The sequence below is a fragment of the Catenuloplanes nepalensis genome (assembly GCF_030811575.1).
GTDB lineage: Bacteria > Actinomycetota > Actinomycetes > Mycobacteriales > Micromonosporaceae > Catenuloplanes > Catenuloplanes nepalensis.
Genome location: NZ_JAUSRA010000001.1, coordinates 8,098,110 through 8,112,913 on the forward strand (window position 1 = coordinate 8,098,110; position 14,804 = coordinate 8,112,913).

General features: G+C 71.8%; 15 protein-coding genes and 1 pseudogene. 8 read left to right on the forward strand and 8 right to left on the reverse strand.

Translation table 11 applies throughout. The features are described 5' to 3' along the window. Window positions 1-21 precede the first annotated feature (21 nt). From J2S43_RS35055 to J2S43_RS35070, 4 genes are all read right to left on the reverse strand, one after another. Window positions 22-435 carry a TFIIB-type zinc ribbon-containing protein gene (locus J2S43_RS35055; RefSeq protein ID WP_306836500.1) on the reverse strand — a complete coding sequence of 138 codons (414 nt, stop codon included), beginning with the start codon at window positions 433-435 and terminating at the stop codon, window positions 22-24. A gap of 37 nt (window positions 436-472) precedes the next feature. Continuing rightward, complete coding sequence (locus J2S43_RS35060; RefSeq protein WP_306836502.1) at window positions 473-823, reverse strand: fluoride efflux transporter FluC; 351 nt, start codon at window positions 821-823, stop codon at window positions 473-475. A gap of 61 nt (window positions 824-884) precedes the next feature. Beyond that, window positions 885-1,238, reverse strand: coding sequence for a fluoride efflux transporter FluC (locus tag J2S43_RS35065; protein ID WP_306839667.1), 354 nt, complete (start codon window positions 1,236-1,238; stop codon window positions 885-887). 2 nt (window positions 1,239-1,240) lie between these two features. After that, a complete protein-coding gene (locus J2S43_RS35070) occupies window positions 1,241-3,748 on the reverse strand; it encodes a putative bifunctional diguanylate cyclase/phosphodiesterase (protein ID WP_306836503.1) in 2,508 nt (835 codons plus the stop codon). Window positions 3,749-4,259: 511 nt separating this feature from the next. On the opposite strand from J2S43_RS35070, the gene moaC reads away from it, so the two are divergent. From moaC to J2S43_RS35090, 4 genes are all read left to right on the forward strand, one after another. Then, entirely contained in the window at window positions 4,260-4,751 is a 492-nt protein-coding gene (moaC, locus tag J2S43_RS35075) for a cyclic pyranopterin monophosphate synthase MoaC (RefSeq protein ID WP_306836504.1), read from the forward strand. Next, window positions 4,748-5,218: a MogA/MoaB family molybdenum cofactor biosynthesis protein gene (locus J2S43_RS35080; protein WP_306836506.1), complete on the forward strand. Its 471-nt coding sequence runs from the start codon at window positions 4,748-4,750 to the stop codon at window positions 5,216-5,218. The genes moaC and J2S43_RS35080 overlap by 4 nt, the downstream gene beginning before the upstream one ends. A 787-nt stretch (window positions 5,219-6,005) precedes the next feature. Next, the gene (locus J2S43_RS35085) at window positions 6,006-7,217 is read left to right on the forward strand and encodes a molybdopterin molybdotransferase MoeA (protein ID WP_370881813.1); all 1,212 of its coding nucleotides are present in this window, start codon (window positions 6,006-6,008) and stop codon (window positions 7,215-7,217) included. Then, window positions 7,214-7,621, forward strand: a complete 408-nt coding sequence (locus J2S43_RS35090) for a molybdenum cofactor biosynthesis protein MoaE (RefSeq protein ID WP_306836508.1) — start codon at window positions 7,214-7,216, stop codon at window positions 7,619-7,621. Before J2S43_RS35085 ends, J2S43_RS35090 begins: the two co-directional genes overlap by 4 nt. 763 nt (window positions 7,622-8,384) lie before the next feature. On the opposite strand, the gene J2S43_RS35095 is transcribed toward J2S43_RS35090, so the two are convergent. The 4 genes and pseudogenes from J2S43_RS35095 to J2S43_RS35105 all read right to left on the reverse strand — a co-directional run bounded on the left by J2S43_RS35095 (window position 8,385) and on the right by J2S43_RS35105 (window position 11,542). Further along, complete coding sequence (locus J2S43_RS35095; protein ID WP_306836511.1) at window positions 8,385-9,593, reverse strand: DUF8462 domain-containing protein; 1,209 nt, start codon at window positions 9,591-9,593, stop codon at window positions 8,385-8,387. 120 nt (window positions 9,594-9,713) lie between these two features. Beyond that, window positions 9,714-10,088, reverse strand: a complete 375-nt coding sequence (locus tag J2S43_RS42460; RefSeq protein WP_442320076.1) for an LppU/SCO3897 family protein — start codon at window positions 10,086-10,088, stop codon at window positions 9,714-9,716. Beyond that, window positions 10,075-10,392: pseudogene (locus tag J2S43_RS42345) on the reverse strand (hypothetical protein); the annotation flags it as partial. The gene J2S43_RS42460 and the pseudogene J2S43_RS42345, both read right to left, overlap by 14 nt. A gap of 340 nt (window positions 10,393-10,732) precedes the next feature. Beyond that, on the reverse strand, window positions 10,733-11,542 hold the full coding sequence (locus J2S43_RS35105; protein ID WP_306836513.1) for an LppU/SCO3897 family protein: 810 nt from the start codon (window positions 11,540-11,542) through the stop codon (window positions 10,733-10,735). 162 nt (window positions 11,543-11,704) lie between these two features. Between J2S43_RS35105 and J2S43_RS35110 the strand changes: the two genes are divergently transcribed. The 4 genes from J2S43_RS35110 to J2S43_RS35125 all read left to right on the forward strand — a co-directional run bounded on the left by J2S43_RS35110 (window position 11,705) and on the right by J2S43_RS35125 (window position 14,788). Continuing rightward, on the forward strand, window positions 11,705-12,445 hold the full coding sequence (locus J2S43_RS35110) for a prepilin peptidase (protein ID WP_306836515.1): 741 nt from the start codon (window positions 11,705-11,707) through the stop codon (window positions 12,443-12,445). 430 nt (window positions 12,446-12,875) lie between these two features. Continuing rightward, complete coding sequence (locus tag J2S43_RS35115; protein WP_306836517.1) at window positions 12,876-13,091, forward strand: Flp family type IVb pilin; 216 nt, start codon at window positions 12,876-12,878, stop codon at window positions 13,089-13,091. Between the two features lie 72 nt (window positions 13,092-13,163). Then, window positions 13,164-13,592, forward strand: a complete 429-nt coding sequence (locus tag J2S43_RS35120) for a TadE/TadG family type IV pilus assembly protein (RefSeq protein ID WP_306836519.1) — start codon at window positions 13,164-13,166, stop codon at window positions 13,590-13,592. Then, on the forward strand, window positions 13,580-14,788 hold the full coding sequence (locus tag J2S43_RS35125) for a pilus assembly protein TadG-related protein (RefSeq protein WP_306836521.1): 1,209 nt from the start codon (window positions 13,580-13,582) through the stop codon (window positions 14,786-14,788). Before J2S43_RS35120 ends, J2S43_RS35125 begins: the two co-directional genes overlap by 13 nt. The last annotated feature ends 16 nt before the right edge of the window (window positions 14,789-14,804 follow it).

The window sequence follows — 14,804 nt, forward strand, 5'->3', positions numbered from 1 at the left end:
GGCCCTACCCGCACCGAGCTCCTAGTCGAACAGCTCGCCCAGGAAACCGCGGTGCTTCTTGTTGCGGTAGTGGCCGTGTTGGCGGTAGTGCCCGTGGTACCCGCCGCCGTGGCCGTAGGCGGGTGCCCCGTGCCCGTACGCCGGGGTCGCGGCCGGGTAGCCGTGCTGGCCCGGGGGCGGAGGCGGAGGCGCATATCCACCACCGTGCATCGGTGCCGCCGGCGGGTAACCGGCGGGCGGCGGAGGCGGTGGAACGGCCCCAGGGCGGGCGCCCTGCGGGTTGCTCCGGTTCCAGCTCTGCTCGGCTTCGAAGAGTTTTTCCAGCTCGCCGCGGTCCAGGAAGATTCCCCGGCACTCGCCGCACTGGTCGATGGTGACGCCGCTGCGTTCGTACTGCCGCATCTGGCCGTGGCACTTTGGACAGGTCATCTGCATGCGTCGACGGTACCCCGGCCGGTCACGCATCGTGCGCCTACGGTGCCAGCCACAAACCCAGCCCGGCGGCCGGCAGACCCAGAAGAAGATTCAACGCCAGATTGAGTACGCCGAGCGCGCGCGGCCGCTCCCCGGCCAGCCGCACAGTGTCCGCCGCCAGCGTGGACCAGGTGGTCAGCGCGCCGCAGAAACCGGTCCCGGCCAGTGCGATCACCCAGGCCGGCGCGGTACCGTGCAGCAGCCCGAGCAGCAGCGAGCCGAGCGTGTTCGCGGCCAGGATGCCCCACGGCAGGCGCCGCCCGAGCCGAGCGACCGCGGCCGTGTCGAGCAGCAGCCGCAGCACCGCGCCGGCCGCGCCGCCGATCAGCACCAGCCCAAATGTGATCATGCCGAGTTTTCCTTGACGCCACGCCCGCACCGTGGTTGACGCCCGCTGCTGTGCGCCGCGCTCATGCGTACCCCGGCGGTCCTGTGGGTTTCCTGAAAATTCGCTGCCCGAGCCAGGCCGCGCCGAGCGACCCCGCGACCGTGACCCCCACATAGACCGGGTCGCCCAGCTCCAGGCTCTGCATCGCGAACGTGGAGAACGTGGTGAACCCGCCGAGCACACCGGTCGCCACGAACGGCCGGAGCAGCGGACGGTCCGCGATCCGGGCCAGGACCGCGCCGATCGCCAGACAACCCGCCACGTTGATCACTACCGTGGTCCACGGGCCGGGCCACGCGACGGCCACGGCGTACCGGGCGGCGGCACCGAGCGCGCCGCCCGCGGCCACCACGCCGACGACCGGCCAGCCGGGCATGATCACGCCGGCAAGTGTGGCAGACGGCTCCGGACCCGCTTGGTGGCGGAGAGCCGCACCACCGCGCCGGCATCGTGCAGCGACGGCGCCAGGTGGCCGGGCCGGTCGCCGGAACCGCGCCGGAGCGCGCCGAGCAGCGTGTCGACCGGCATCGAGCGGGCGAACAGGTGACCCTGGCCGGCGCCGCAGCCGAGCTCCCAGAGTGCCTTGCGCTGGGCCGGGCTCTCCACACCCTCGGCCACGACCAGCAGGTCGAGGCTGCGGCCGAGCTCGACGGTGGCGCGGACGACCGCGGCGGCCTCGGGCGAACCGTCCATCGCGGCCACGAACCGGCGATCGATCTTGAGCTCCTGGACCGGTATCCGCGGCACGGCCGCGAGCGAGCTGTAACCGGTGCCGAAGTCGTCGAGCGCGAGCCGCACGCCGGCGTCGCGCAGCTCGTGCAGGACCCGGTCGACCACGGCGAGCTGGCTGAGCGCGAGCGTCTCGGTCAGCTCCAGCACGAGCCGGTCCGCGGGCACGTCGTGGGTGGCGAGCCGCGCCGCGACCAGCGCCGGGAATCCGGGGTCGAGGAGGCTGCGCGGCGACACGTTGACCGCCACCGGCAGGTCCCACCCGGCGTCGCGCAGCGCGGTGACCGCGCCGAGCGACTTCTCCAGCACCGTGTCCGTGAACGCGGGCAGCAGCCCGGAGCGCTCCACGGTCTCCAGGAAGCGCAGCGGGTCGAGGTGGCCGCGGACCGGGTGATGCCAGCGGGACAGCGCCTCCGCCGCGACCACCTCGCCGGTGCCGAGGTCGAGGATCGGCTGGAAGTTGACCGCGAACTCCTCCTCCTCGACCGCGCGGGTCAGGTCACCGCCGAGCGCCAGCCGGGCGATGTCCGCGGTGTCCTTCACCCGGCTGTACGTCGCGATCCGCTCGCCACCGCGCTTCGCCTGGTACATGGCGACGTCCGCGCGGCGCAGCAGCTCGGTCATGCCGCCCCGGCCGGGCGCGACCGCGATGCCGCCGCTGGCCTCGACGCGCAGCTGCATGCCCTCGGCCGTGAACGGGTGGTGCAGCGTGTCCAGCAGGACCTCGGCCCGGTGCATCGCGACCGCGGGCGCGGAGAGGCCGCGGAGCAGCACCGCGAACTCGTCGCCGCCGAGCCGGGCCACGACGTCGTCCGGGTGGGCCGCGTCCTCCAGCCGCCGCGCGACCTCGGTCAGCACCGCGTCGCCGGCGGTGTGCCCGAGCGTGTCGTTGACCTCCTTGAAGTGGTTGAGGTCGACCAGCAGCATCGCGGTGAGGCCGTCGATGTGCGGCTCGTGCAGGTGGCGGGCGCCGCGGTCGAGCAGCGCACGCCGGTTGAGCAGGCCGGTGAGCTGGTCGTGGGTGGCCTCCTGGGCGTGCGAGGCCGCGACGCTCATCAGCTCCTGATAGGCCGTCGCGTTGCGGATCGCGGTGGAGAGCGCGGACGCGAACGTGCGCAACGTGAACTGCTCGCGTTCGGAGAGCCGGACCTCGGAGTGGAACCGCAGGCGCAGCGCGCCGATCTCGCCGCCGGCGCCAGAACCGAGCAGCGGCATCGCGAAGACCTGCCGTTCCGGCTGCGGCGCGTCGTCCGGCGCCCCGTCGAAGACCACGCTCTCGCCGCGTCCGCGCACGAGCCGCCCGCCGATCGCCACCTCGATCTCGTTCGCCGAGAAGAGCGGCTCCGCCCGGACGACCGCGGTGTGCAGCACGCGGGTGAGGTCGGTCTCGTTGAGCGCCTCGGTGACGGTGGCGAGCCGCTGCCAGGCATTGCGTTCCTCACGGGTGCGCATGCGGTTCCGGTAGAGCAGCTGGACGATGACGGCGACGGCCGCGACGATGAGCGTCCACGGCGGGTCGACGCGCCAGGTGGCGGCCGCCGCGAGCGCCGCTCCGATCTTGACGATCAGCGTGAGCAGGCGGATCGGCCAGTCGCCGAGCACCAGCTGGCGAAGCGTGCCGCCGGTGGCCAGCGCGAGCACCGGCATGGCGAGCAGGTCGTCCGTGACGATCAGGACCGCGCCCGCGATGACCAGCGCGGCGAGCTGCTGCGGGATGGACAGGTGGTCGCCGTGCAACGGGCCGAAGATCAGTGTGGAGGCGGCCAGCGCGAGGCCGGCGGTGAGCACGGCCTTGGCGGTGTTGAATGCGATCTTGTCGGGCCGGATCCGGCGCCGCACCTTCGGCAGCGCGGTGCCGGCCGCCAGGCACAACAGCGCCCAATGCGGTGGCAGAAACGCGATGGTCAAAAGAATGCCGGTCTCGGACCAGTTGTACGAGACGATCGCGCTCCGGATGCGGATCATCGAGGTGCCGACATCGAACGCAAACGCGATCATCGCGGTGGCCACGATCGGCAGCCACCATTCCGGAAGATCGGAATTCCGGACGGCGGTCCAGCCCGCCCAGATCAATATCGGAACGGCCGCCAGCGTGAAAAGGCTGACCAGCTGCCGTAGCCGCTGGTCAGCCCGATGGCTGGTAGTCGCCTCGATCATGTGACGCCTCGTTCCAGGGGACCGTGCTGGTCAGCCTACTGGGAACGTGTCCGCCGGCCTAGTTCTGGATCGGATTGGGGATCAGAGCCACTCGGTGCCGCGCATTGTGGTCATCCCTTCGTCTCGATGTTGCAATTTCTATTCTTCAAAAGTCTTTCGGCGCCTTCGTCAAACCCCTCTCGGGTGCCTGACTGAGGACGACTCTAGATTCGACGCGAAAACTGCGAAAGATTGAAATGTCTCTCGTTTCGGTAAATGCTAAAGTAGACGCTATTGATTACTTAGAGAAACCGATCGGCAACAGAATGCATTCATTTCGCGTTCGTCTCGCCGGGAACCATGCGGACCGCAATTTCCCTGATCAGGGTAGGTGTCCTCGACAATTGACGGCAGATCACGAACGAGTGACAGTGTCGCAAATTCGAGCCGAGTGAACGCGTCCGGGCGCGTGGAAAGGCGGTCACGGCGCGCGCATGGGCGGCGCCACCAGCCTTCCTCATAAACTGCCCGAGTGAGCGATCCCCGAAACCTGACGCATGTCGATTCCAGCGGCGCCGCCCGGATGGTCGACGTGTCCGCGAAGTCGGTAACCACTCGTACCGCCGTGGCCGCCGGAGTGCTCCGCACCACCACCGAGGTGGTCACGCTGCTCCGCCGGGACGGCCTGCCGAAGGGCGACGCGCTGGCGACCGCGCGCATCGCCGGCATCATGGGCGCCAAGCGCACCCCCGACCTGGTCCCGCTCTGCCACCCGATCGCGCTCACCGGCGTCGTGCTCGACCTGACGCCGGGCGAGTCCACGGTGGAGATCACCGCCACGGTCCGCACCAACGACCGCACCGGCGTCGAGATGGAGGCGCTCACCGCGGTCGCCGTCGCGGGCCTCACGCTGGTCGACATGGTCAAGGCCGTCGACCCGGCCGCCGTCATCTCCGACGTCCGCGTGCTCACCAAGACCGGCGGAAAGACCGGCGACTGGGCCCGTCCCGAGGACCACCCGTGATCACCGCACGCGTCATCGTCGCCTCCAACCGCGCCGCCGCCGGCGTCTACGCGGACACCAGCGGCCCGATCCTCGTCGCCGGCCTGCGCGACCTCGGCTGCGACGTCGGCGACCCGATCGTCGTCCCGGACGGCGAACCGGTCGCCGAGGCACTGCGCGCCGCCGTAGCGGACCACGTCGCACTCGTCCTGACCAGCGGCGGCACCGGCATCACCCCCACCGACCGCACCCCCGACGTCACCCGGGCGCTCCTCGACTACGAGATCCCCGGCATCGCCGAGGCCATCCGCGCCCACAGCCGCGACAAGGTCCCGGCCGCCGCCCTCTCCCGCGGCCTGGCGGGCGTCGCCGGCCGCACGCTCGTCGTCAACCTGCCCGGCTCCACCGGCGGGGCCCGCGACGGCCTCGCCGTCCTCGGCCCACTGCTCCCGCACGCGATCGACCAACTCCACGGCGGCGACCACTGACAACCCACCAGATCAAACCCTTGAAAATGCGGATTTTCCCGCTTCCGGCGACCCGAGTCCCGCACGCTCCCGCGGGCACCGGTCGTCGCTAGCGCTCCTCCCTGCACGATCCGCGGCCGCAAGAACAACCCCGCCTCCACCCTCAGCCCGCGACTTCCGGCGCGGACGGGGCTCGCGGGCGAGCCCTGTCCGCGAGCAGGGGTCACCGGGCGGCGGCCTTCTGCACGATCCGTGGCCGCAAGAACAACCCCGCCTCCACCTCAGCCCGCGACTTCCGGCGCGGACGGGGCTCGCGGGCGAGCCTTGTCCGCGAGCAGGGGTCACCGGACGGCGGCTTTCTGGTGATCCAGGCGTCATTGAAGTCGTCACAACGACTTCAATGACGCCTGGATCACGATTGGCCGGCGGCTCACCCCGACGCCGAAAGGTCAGTAAGCGTCACGCTAGGTGCGGCGCGCGCCCTGACCCGAGTGAGCCGCGGCTCGCGCGCCGGTGTCGCTCGGGACCCTGAACGCCGCGGACGTCGCCGGGCCCTCAGGCCCGCGCTCGCGGTCGTGCAGCTCGCGGTCGTGCCGCCCGGGCTTGCGATCGTGCCGCCTGGGCTTGCGGTCGTGCCGCCCGCGGTCGTGGCCGTGCGGGCTCGCGGTCGTGGCCGTGCGGGCTCGCGGCCGTGGTGCGCGACTCTGCGCCTGGGCTCGGGAGGGCGAGGCGTGGGGATGCGGCGGGGCGGGCGGGTGGAGGTTCAGCGGCTAGGCTCGGAGCCGTGAGTGTTGAGACCACATCCGCGATGCCGATGGCGTGGGCCGACGCGCAGCGAGTCGCTTATGCGGCGGGCCGGGCCGCGACGACGGGTGCCGAGCGCGTCGCGCTGACCGAGGCGGACGGGCGCACGCTGGCCGAGCCGCTGGTCACGCTCACCGACCTGCCGCCGTTCCCGACGTCCAGCATCGACGGATACGCGGTGCGCGGCGCCCCGCCGTGGCGCGTGCTCGGCCGGGTGCTGGCCGGTTCCGTCGCGCCGCCGCTGCCGGACGAGGACGGCGTGGCGATGGAGGTCGCCACCGGCGCGATGGTGCCGGCCGGCACCCGCGCGATCCTGCGCACCGAGGACTCGGCCACCACCGCGGACGGCCGGGTCGAGGGCACGCCGCGCGCCGAGCCGGAGTGGCGCGTTCCCGGCGACGAGGCCGCCCGCGGCGAGGAGCTGTTCCCGGCCGGCACCGCGGTCGATCCGGCCGTGATCGGTCTCGCCGCCCACTGCGGCTACGACGCGCTGCCGGTCCTGGCCCGCCCACGCGCCGCGGTCCTGGTCTTCGGCGACGAGCTGCTCACCGGCGGCCTGCCCGGCAACGGCCTGGTCCGCGACGCGCTCGGCCCCGCGCTCCCGTCCTGGCTGCGCCGGCTCGGCGCGGCCGTCGGCACCGGCGTCGTGCCCGGCCCGGTCAAGGACACGCTGGACGCGCACGTCGACGCGATCCGCGCCGCACTCGACTCCGCCGATCTGATCTGCACCACCGGCGGCACCATGCGCGGCCCGGTCGACCACCTCCACCCCGCGCTGCGTGAGCTGGGCGGCGACTACCTGATCAACACGGTCGCGGTCCGCCCCGGATTCCCGATGCTGGTCGCGCGCGTCCCCGGCTCCGACGGCCGCGACCGTTTCCTGGCCGGTCTGCCCGGAAACCCGCAGTCCGCCATCGTGGCCCTGATGTCGCTGGTCGCCCCGCTGCTGGCCGGTCTGGCCGGCCGCGCACAGCCGCGACTCCCCACGGTCACGCTCGGCGCGCCCGTGCGCGGCCGCGGCAACGACACCCACCTCGCGCTGGTCCACGTCGACCAGGAGAATGTCGCGCGCCCGATGGCCCACGTCGGCTCCTCCATGCTGCGCGGCCTGGCCGGCGCGTCCGGCTTCGCCGTCATCCCGCCCGGCACCTCCGGCGAGCCCGGCAGCCAGGTCCACCTCGTCCCGCTCCCCCTCCTGAACGGCGAACGCCGATGATCACCGTCACCGACCAGCCCCTGGACATCGCCGCGCACGAGGCCGCCGTCTCGGACGCACGCGCCGGCGCCGTCGTCTCCTTCGCCGGTGTCGTCCGCGACCACGACCACGGCCGCTCCGTCGAACTCCTCGAGTACGAGGCCCATCCCAGCGCCGAGTCCGTCCTCCGCGAGGTCGTCACCGAACTCCTGGCCGACCCCGACGTCTACGCCGTCGCCGTCTCCCACCGCTTCGGCCCCCTGAAGATCGGCGACGTAGCCCTGGTCGCCGCCGTCAGCACCGCCCACCGCGCAGCCGCCTTCACCGCCTGCGCCCGCCTCGTCGACGAGGTCAAGGCCCGCATCCCCGTCTGGAAACGCCAGGTCTTCACCGACGGCACCGACGAATGGGTCAACTGCGCCTAACCCAACCCCGCCCCCGGCCTCCGGCCCTCGGCGGTCTGGCCTCCGGCCCTCGGCGGTCTGGCCTCCGGCCCTCGGCGGTTTGGCATCCAGCCCCGGGCGTCTGGCGTCCAGCCCTCGGCGGTCTGGCCGTCCGTGGTGAGCAGCCAGCCAACGTGCGGGCGCCCTGCACCCGAAATCGCGCAATTTTTCCCCTGCCGCCGATCGTGCTCGCCGTAGAACGCCGCCATCCCAGCCCTGAGTGATCAATCAGTGGAGCAAAAAGGCGATCAACTTCGATATTTGACCTATCTTTCGCTCCACTGATTGATCACTCAGGGCGTGGACCTCTGGCGCGAACCTCTTCCGCACGGACCGAAGGGCGAGAGTTCGGTTCTTTACGGTGAATTTCGGGCGCGGAACGCCCGAGCCACTACCGGCCGTAAGCGGGACCACTGGGGAGCGCCGGGCTCGCTGCCGACTGAGGGCCGGAGCGCCTTGGCGGAGCGTCGGGGTCGCTGCCGACGGAGGGCCGGAGCGCGTTGGCGAAGCGTCGGGGTCGCTGCCGGCTGCGGGTCGGAGCGTCGGGGTTGCTGCCGGCTGCGATGGGGAGCGTCGGTGCTCTGCTGGGACTGTGGCCGGTGGCGGGGTTGTGGCGCGTAGGGATGCCGGACCGGGGAGCCGGCGCGGTTTTGCCCACGGCGGAACCGGCAGGGAGGAGCGCCAGCGACGACCGGTGCCCGCGGGAGCACTGGGGACTCGGCCACGCCGGAAGCGGGAAAATGGATTAAAGGGGTTGAGTCCTTAAATATCGCCCGAAGTGCGGGACGGTGAACGCGACCGTTCCGCGCTCACCGGAGTAGATCAGGCCCTTCTTGATCAGGGCGTCGCGGGCCGGGGAGAGGCTGGCCGGGCGGCGGCCGAGCGAGCGGGCGATCTCCGAGGTGGTGACCGCGCCGTCGGACTCATCGGAGGAGGAGGAGAACGAGAGCGTGGCCATCGCGCGCATGTAGTCGCGTTCGGCCGGGGTGGCGCGTTCGAAGCGGGAGCCGAAGAAGCCGACGGCCAACTCGGCCTCGGCCTCGGGCGCGGCGACCCGGACGTCCTCCGCCGTGATCGGGGAGCGCGGCGCATGGTCCCAGGTGGCCTTGCCGTAGGCCTGGACGAAGTAGGGGTAGCCGCCCGACTTCTCGTAGAGCAGGTCGAGCGCCTTCTGCTCGTATTCGACGTCCTCCCGCAGCGCCGGCGCGTTCAGTGCCTGGTCGGCCGCGATCCGGTCGAGGCGGTCGATGCGCTGGTAGCGGAAGAGCCGCTCGGAGTAGGACTTCGCGGCGGAGAGGACCGCGGGCAGGTGCGGCAGGCCGGCGCCGACCACGATGAGCGGGCCGCCCAGCTGGGAGAGTTCGTGGCAGGCGGCGCAGAGCGCGGAGATGTCGGGCGCGCTCAGGTCCTGCATCTCGTCGATGAAGACCGCGATGCCGGTGCCCACGTCGGTGGCGATCGCGGCCGCGTCCGTGAACAGCTCGACCAGGTCGATCTCGATGTCGCCGGAGTCGGCGCGGCCGCGCGTGGCGGGTACGTCGATGCCCGGCTGCCAGCGGTCGCGAAGCTTGGCGCCGTCGTCGTTGGAGCGCAGCGCGAACGCCTTGAGTACGCCGAGGAAGTCGTCGATCCGGTCCGGCGCGCGGTGCCGGCCGGCCAGCTCGCGGACGGCCATGTGCAGCGCGGCGGAGACCGGCCGGCGCAGCGACGTGTCCGGCCGGGCCTCGATCTTGCCGGTGCCCCAGAGGCGGCCGATCGCCTGCGAGCGGAGGCTGTTGAGCAGCACGGTCTTGCCTACGCCGCGCAGCCCGGTGAGGACCAGGCTGCGTTCGGGACGGCCGCGCGCGATCCGCTCCAGGACCACCTCGAACGCCTCCACCTCGCGGTCCCGGCCGGCGAGTTCGGGCGGTCGCTGGCCGGCGCCGGGCGCGTAGGGGTTCCGGATCGGATCCACGTATCGCACCGTATCGGGGTGTCTAGGGCTGAAGCTAGACCCCGATAGATGTCTCGATACGGCGTCTGGGCATGACTAAGGCCGTCTAGCAATATCGCTAGACGGCCTTAGAGGGAGCCGTCAGGAGGTACGCGGCGTCTCGGTCAGCGTCTTCAGGCAGAGCACGTAGTCGCCGACGCCACCGACCGTGGACGACGTGTACATGTACCACGAGTCGGCGCCCTCGATGTCCTCGCACGCCTTCTCGCCGTCGTCCGTGAACGGGATCCGGATCAGGACCTCCATGGTGTCCTTGGCGCAGGGCACCTTGCGGATCGAGGCCTTCTCGTCCGTGCCGTCGTTGACGATGCAGTCGCCGACCTGGACGTTCTCCGCGTCCTCGTCGGTGTTGTCGTCGGCGGAGGGCGTCGGGAACGGGTCCTCGGTCGCCGGCAGTGTCGGGGGCGTGGTCGGCACGCTCGCGATCACGTCGTCGATCGCCTCACCGGTGCGCACCGCCGCGAAGTAGACACCGCCGCAGATCAGCAGCGCGAAGACCGCGACCGCACCGACGATGATGCCGACGACCTTGCCGGTGTTGCTCTTCTGCGGCGGCGGAGCACCCCAGCCGCCCTGCATCTGCGGGCCGGGCGGGGGCAGCGGCGCGCCGTAGCCGGACACCGGGGGCTGCTGCATGTTCGGGTCCGCGTACGGCGCCGCATAAGGGTCGGTGCCGAACGGCGGAGGCGGCGGTGCCTCGCCGTAACCGGGCGTGCCGTAGCCGGGCGTGCCGTAGCCGGGCTGGCCGGAGACGGGCGCGCCGTAGCCGGGCTGACCGTAACCAGGCGTGCCGTAGCCGGGCTGGCCGGAGACGGGCGTGCCGTAGCCGGGCTGGCCGGAGACCGGCGGCGGGGTGAAGCTCGGCCCGCCGGAGGTCGGGTACGGCGGGGGCGGGGGTATGTCGCCCTGCGCACCCTGCGGCGGCGTGCCGTAGGACGGCTGCCCATACGGCGGTGGGTACTGCCCGCTCGGGTTGTTCGGGTCGTACTCCGGGTGCTGGCCGGGACCGGGGGGTGGTCCGTAGCTAGACATCGGCTCTCCTAGGTTTTTCTGTGGCGCACCGAGGAAGCCTCACCAAGGTCCCCCCGCTGCTCGGGACCCTACCGCTGCTTCAGGCAAAGGACGAAGTCAAGGGAATCAAGCTGACTGTTGAAGAAGTACCAGTTTGTGTACCCCTCGACGGCCTCGCACTTCTTTTTCGCGTCGTCCTCACCGGTGGCCGGTGAGTCGAAGCGCGCGAGCACCTCGTACACGCTCTTCTCGTCACAGTCGGCGATCTTCATCACCGGCTTGGCGCCGTCCCCGACGTTCTGGACGCACTCGCCCTTCTTGACGTCGCGCGCGTCGCTGACCAGGGGTGCCGACGCCGAGGGGTTCGGCGAGGCCTCGCCACCGGCGGACGGCGCCGGCGAGCCGGAGTCGACCGGCTGCGGCGTCGGGTCGCCGGTGGCCGTGGTGTTCGTGTCGTCGCCCGTCTGCGTCAGCAGGTAGAACGCGGTGCCGCCGCCGGCCAGCACGAGTAGCACCAGGACCGCGACCAGGATCAGCATGCCGCTGCCGCCCTTGCGCGCCGGAGGCGCCGGCTGCGGAACGGGCGGGCCCGGTTGCGCGGGCGGCGACGGTGCCCAACCACCGGGCGCGGCCTCGGCCGGACGCTGCGCGTAGCCGGTGCCGGTGACGTCGTAGCCACCGTTGCCGTAGCCGTGCTGCTGCCCGTATCCCTGCTGGTCGTATCCACCCTGGGGGTAGTCGGAACCCTGGGGATAATCGGGACCCTGGGCGTAGCCTCCACCGGCGTTGTCGTCCCGGCCCCAGTCGCCCCACGGGTCGGACGGCTCGGTGTACGGCTCCTCCTGGGGGTCCCGGCCGCGTCCGGGATACGGCCCGCCGGGCGGTCCGTAGTTCGACATGGCACTGCCTCCTACCGAGCTTCTTACGTCAGCTGCCTGCGGGTCGGGCCGCCGGCCCGGCGACCTCAGCCACCGTAGCCGGGGCATGCCCCTCCCCCACCTCCCGGAAGTGTGCCAGTGTCGGCAACCCGTGTCGTGATCAGGCGGGCTACGATCAGCGCGGTGTCCGTCTCACTCGTCGTCATCACGGCCGTGCTCGGCGCACTCGTCGGGATTCTGACTCCGCGGGTGGCCTGGCGGCTCTCCGTCGAATACGGCGAGCCACCCCGATCCGCCTGCGAGAACTGCGGACACAAAACCGATTCGTGGGTACGGGTGCGTGTCTCCTGCCCGGGCTGCGGGCGCCGTCTCGGACCGCGCCCGTGGCTGACCACGCTGGTCGGTGCGGTCACGCTCGGCGCGCTGGGCTGGGCGTTCGGCCTCGACCCGGTCCTGCCCGGATACCTCGCGGTCGCCGCGATCGGCGTGCTGCTCGCGTTCGTCGACCTGGCCGTGCTGCGGCTGCCGGATCCGCTGGTCGGCGCCGCGGCCGTGCTCGGCGGCGGCGTACTCGTGCTGATCTCGCTGCTCGACTGGTCCTTCGCCCCGCTGCTGCGCGCGCTGCTCGGCGCGCTCGTGCTCTTCGCCGTGTACCTGGTGATCGCGCTGATCCCGGGCGCGAACCTGGGCTTCGGCGATGTGAAGCTCTCCGCGGTGCTCGGCCTGATGCTCGGCTGGCTCGGCTGGCCGGCCGTGGTGCTCGGCCTGCTCGTGCCGCACCTGCTGAACGGCCCGGTCGCGCTGGTGCTGCTGGTCACCGGCCGGGCCGGCCGTGGCACGGATCTGCCGCTCGGCCCCGCGCTGCTGGCGGGCACGCTGGTCGCGGTCGTGATCGCGCGACACGGGCTGCCGCTGTTCGGCTGATCGAAGATCCACCTGGTCAGGACCCTCGCATGATCGGCCAGTGTCGATAGTCCGCAGGGTGAAAAATCGTCCACCGCCTATCGGTTATCCGACATCACCGGTACGAGCGGGTGCCGCGTGTCGCAAAACGGGAATTTCTCCCATCCATGAGCGTCCATATGTCTCATTCGCTCGGTTTGACGTGGGCCGAACGGTGGATCCTCTGTCGGTGCCGGATGTCATCCCGGCGACATCCGGCCTCCACGCTGTCTATTCCATCGGGCCGGTCGCCTGACTAGTGATGGTGACTGTGGCAGGCAGAGTCGTACCTCGGCCGGACCACGGCCACCACAGCACATCCGAGCCGATCTCCGGCTCGCCCCGCGGCGTGCCCGGCACCGCCCTGCCGGCGCGCCACGACAGGCCCGATCCGAAGACGCAAGGGGAGAAGATGCTGAACCTCTACGCACGAGTGGCGGTGTTCATCGCCGCACGCATGGCCGAGCCACGCCGCCGGGACCGTGGCGCGACCGCGGTCGAGTACGCGCTGATCATCGCGGGCGTCGCGGCCGTGCTGGCAGTGGTCGTGTTCGCCCTTGAGGACGTGCTGACCCAGCTGTTCAACGACACCTGCAACGCCATCGACGTGGACGCGGCCACCTGCTGAACGCGCCGCCGCCACGGCCCGCCCGGTGCGGGCCGTGGCGCCCGGCCGGCCGAACGAGACGGAGAGGCAGACATGCGGTTCAGGGGGAGGCGACGCCGCGCCGATCGGGGTGCCGCCGCGGTGGAGACCGCGCTCGTGCTGCCGTTGCTGCTGATGGTCGTGTTCGCGATGATCGACTTCGGCCGGATGCTGAACGCGCAGATCAAGGTCACCGAGGCGGCCCGTGAGGGCGCCCGTGCGCTCGCGCTCGTCGACGACAACGCGGCCGGCGCCGTCGCCGGCACGGTGATGGACACCGCCCGGTCCTCGACCCTCGATGCGGGGTCCTGGACCGGCGTCCCCACCGGGGACTGCACCGTCGCCGGCACACACCGGGCGATGTACGAGGTGGATTACGGCTTCGAGTTCATCACGCCGATCACCGTGTTCGCCCACCTCACCGTGGGCGACGACGGCTACATCCGGCTGAACGCCCGGGCGGTCCTGCCGTGCCGCGCCTGACCGGACGGCGATCGCGCCGGAGGGACCGCGGCGCGATCGCCGTCCTCGTCGCCACGCTGTTCGCCAGCGGCACGGTCGCCGCCCTCGGCGCGATGACCGTCGACGTCGGCCTGATCTACGCGGAGCGGGCGCAGCTGCAGTCCGCCGCGGACGCGGCCGCCATCGCGGTGGCGAACGTCTGCGCACTGCGGCTGCCGGAGTGCAATCCCACCGACATCGAGTTCGAGGGCCTCCGGTACGCCCGGGAGAACGTGAAGAACGAGGCGGTCGAGGTCAGCGCGGTGTGCGGCAGCGTGAACCTCGGCGTGCCGCTGTCGATCCAGCCGTGCCCCGTCCCGCCGCCGTCCAACCTGACCGGCTGCCTCGGCAGCGCGTCCGGCACCGATGAGTACCTCGAGGTGCGGGTGCAGACCCTGCGTTCCGGTGGCAGCACCGCGCTGCCGCCGGCCTTCGCGGGCGCGGTCACCGGCACGGACGGCGTCACGGTCGGCGCGTGCGCGCGCGCCTCCTGGCAGGTGAGCAGCACGGTGCCCGGCGCGCTTCCGGTCGTCATGTCGGACTGCCGGGTGCAGCAGGCGCTCGACACCTACGGCCCGCAACGCGCACCGGAACGCGGCCGCCACCGGGCGAGGCGGGCCGCGGAGGTCAGACTGCCGTTCCGGGAGACGGACGCGGGGTCGCCGATGTTCGGTCACTGCCGGAGGTCCGGCTCGCCGCGTCCCAGCGACGCGACGGACGGCTTCGGCGGTGACGTGCTCGGCGACGACCCCACGCGGTGCGCCCGGACCACGTTCACCACGGGCGAGGTCCGCGAGCTTCGGGACGGCGACGGTGACGCGAACGCGTTCTGGGGCGAGGGCCGCCGGGGCCCGAAACCGCCGGGCTGCTTCGCGCTGCTGAACGAGCTGATGAAAGCCAGGACCCCGGTTCCGGTCGCGGTCTACCGGCCGGTCCCCTCCGGAGGTGCGCGCATCGACAGCGTTCGCAGCTTCGTGATCACCGGGTGGTACCGGGCCGGGTGGCCGGACCGGGAGCCGCCCCGCCCGCGCCCCGACGACCGGTGGAACAAGGCGTCGACGCTGACCGGACAGTCCCGCTGCCCGACCTTCGCGGCCTCCTGCCTGTTCGGCTACTTCACCGACGACCCGGCCGGTGGCGGCGCGGCCGGCCCTTCCTCGATCCGCATCACCGGCTGACGATCAAGAAACGGAC